At 67.7% G+C, this 1949-nt stretch carries 1 protein-coding gene; it reads right to left on the bottom strand.

Annotated features, from left to right (window positions below; all coding sequences use genetic code 11):
* Window positions 1-50 precede the first annotated feature (50 nt).
* Complete coding sequence (locus tag AX744_RS14040; RefSeq protein ID WP_231728824.1) at window positions 51-1580, bottom strand: ABC transporter substrate-binding protein; 1530 nt, start codon at window positions 1578-1580, stop codon at window positions 51-53.
* Between the last annotated feature and the right edge of the window lie 369 nt (window positions 1581-1949).

Below are 1949 nucleotides of genomic sequence, written 5' to 3'. Positions count from 1 at the left end.
GAGGGGGCAGGACCCGGGGGCGGCCGTGTCGTGGCCGCCCCCGGAGGGCATCAGCCCTGGGTGATGTAGCGCAGGGTGGGGAACATCATCCCGACGACGGGCTGCAGCTGGATGCCGGGTGCCGTGTAGTAGATGTTGTTGGCCTGGTACCAGACCGACCACCACGCCTGATCGACGAGGGCCTTGTTGAGCTCCTTGACGGCGTCGGTCTGCGCGTCGCCGCGTTCCTTCTGCACCTTGTCGACGAGCGGGGCGATGACCTCGTTCTGGGCATAGTCGGGTTCGGGGTTGAACCACTGCACGCTGGTGACCTGACGGGCCACCGTCGCGACGTCGTTGCCGTCCATCGCGAGGAACGAGATGAACATCGGGTAGTTCGGCGCGTTCAGCTGGTAGTCGGGCATCTGCATGTTGTCCCAGGTGACCGTGACACCCAGCTCGTTGAGCGCCTGCTCCGCGGAGGGCTTCCACATCTCGAAGATCGGCGACATGGGCATCGAGATCGCGAACCCGTCGGGGTAGCCGGCGTCGGCGAGCAGCTTCTTGGCCTTGTCCATGTTGTAGGCGTAGGTCTTGTTGAGGGCGGGGTCGTTGACCGTGCCGCCGTCGGGGAACACCTGGTTCGTGGCGACGCCGGCACCGCTGCCGACGGCGGCCAGGATCGCGGCGCCGTCGAAGGCGTAGTTCAGGGCCTGGCGCACCTCGAGCTTGCCGAGGGGCTCGCTCTTCGCGCCGGTGTGGTCGGTGATGACGAGTCCGGCCCAGCCGGAGACGCGCTCCGCGGTGTTCCAGCCCTGCTGCTTCGCCTGCTCGAGGTTGGCGACGTCGCCGTACTGCACGTTGATCTGGCCGCTGAGCATCGCGTTGTGTCGGGCGGTGGCGTCGGTGATCGGGTAGATCGCGAGCTCGGAGAACGGATAGGTCTCGGCATCCCAGTAGTCGGCGGTCTTGGTGAAGTGGTACTCCGCACCGGCGACGCTCGTGGCGCTGTCGAGGACGTACGGGCCGGAGCCGATCGGCTCGCTGCCGAGTGTTCCCGCCTCGATGGCCGCGGGCGAGGCCACGTAGCTGCGGCCGAGGCCCATGAAGTAGAGGATCGTGTCATCGCGCTGTGTGAGCACGATGCGCACGGTGTCGTCGTCGACCTTCTCGAACGAGGCGACGTTGACGTAGGCCTCCCCGGAGCGCGCTCCCGCCTTCAGGTACTCGAGGCTGGTGATGACGGCGTCGACGTCGACCGGGGTGCCGTCGCTGAACACGGCGTCGGTGCGGATGTCGAGGTCGATGCTCAGGTCGTCGTCGGCGACCGTCCAGTCTGTGGCCAGCGACGGGATCGGTTCGCCGTCGGCGTCGAGGGCGATCAGGGCGTCGTAGACCGCGGAGAGGTACGGACCGTCGAAGCCGATGTCGGCGAGGGAGGGATCCCACGACGTGATGTCGAGGAAGTTGCCGATGTTCAGGGCGTTGGGGCCTTCGGCAGCGCTGCCGTCGGACGGGGAGGGCGTTGCGCCGCCGCTGCAGCTGGTGAGCGCGAGGGTCGCGGCCACGGCTGCGGCGAGCGCGAGGGGCATTCGTTTCATGGTTCCTTCTCTCGGGTGCAAGGGTGGTGAAGAAGGCTCGGAGTGCCGCTGGCCGGTAGCCGGATCCGGCGTCACCTCGATGTGTCGCGCTGGTTAGTCTACAGGTGTGGAAAAAGAGCGCAAGGGTGATTCTTGCCACGGATGCCCCACCCCATGCCCGGGGGCGCACCGGGCTTGTCCGAGCGCGCAGGCATAGCGGCAGATCGGCACCCCGTTCAGCCGACGCCCGCCTCAGTCAGCGCCCCTCTCAGGCAGCGCCCCTCTCTGGCAGCACCACCCTCAGGCAGCGCCCCTCTCTGGCAGCGCCCCTCTCTGGCAGCACCACCCTCAGGCAGCACCACCCTCAGGCAGCACCACCCTCAGGCAGCA

Source organism: Microbacterium sp. CCH5-D1 (assembly GCF_001557335.1).
Lineage (GTDB): Bacteria > Actinomycetota > Actinomycetes > Actinomycetales > Microbacteriaceae > Microbacterium > Microbacterium oxydans.
Note: the sequence above shows the minus strand (reverse complement) of the source record. Positions and strands in the feature narration are given on the sequence as shown.

Bases quoted from the DNA above. Each gene is read 5' to 3' on its own strand.
- AX744_RS14040 (WP_231728824.1), bottom strand. From the start codon at position 1,580: ATGAAACGAATGCCCCTCGCGCTCGCCGCAGCCGTGGCCGCGACCCTC.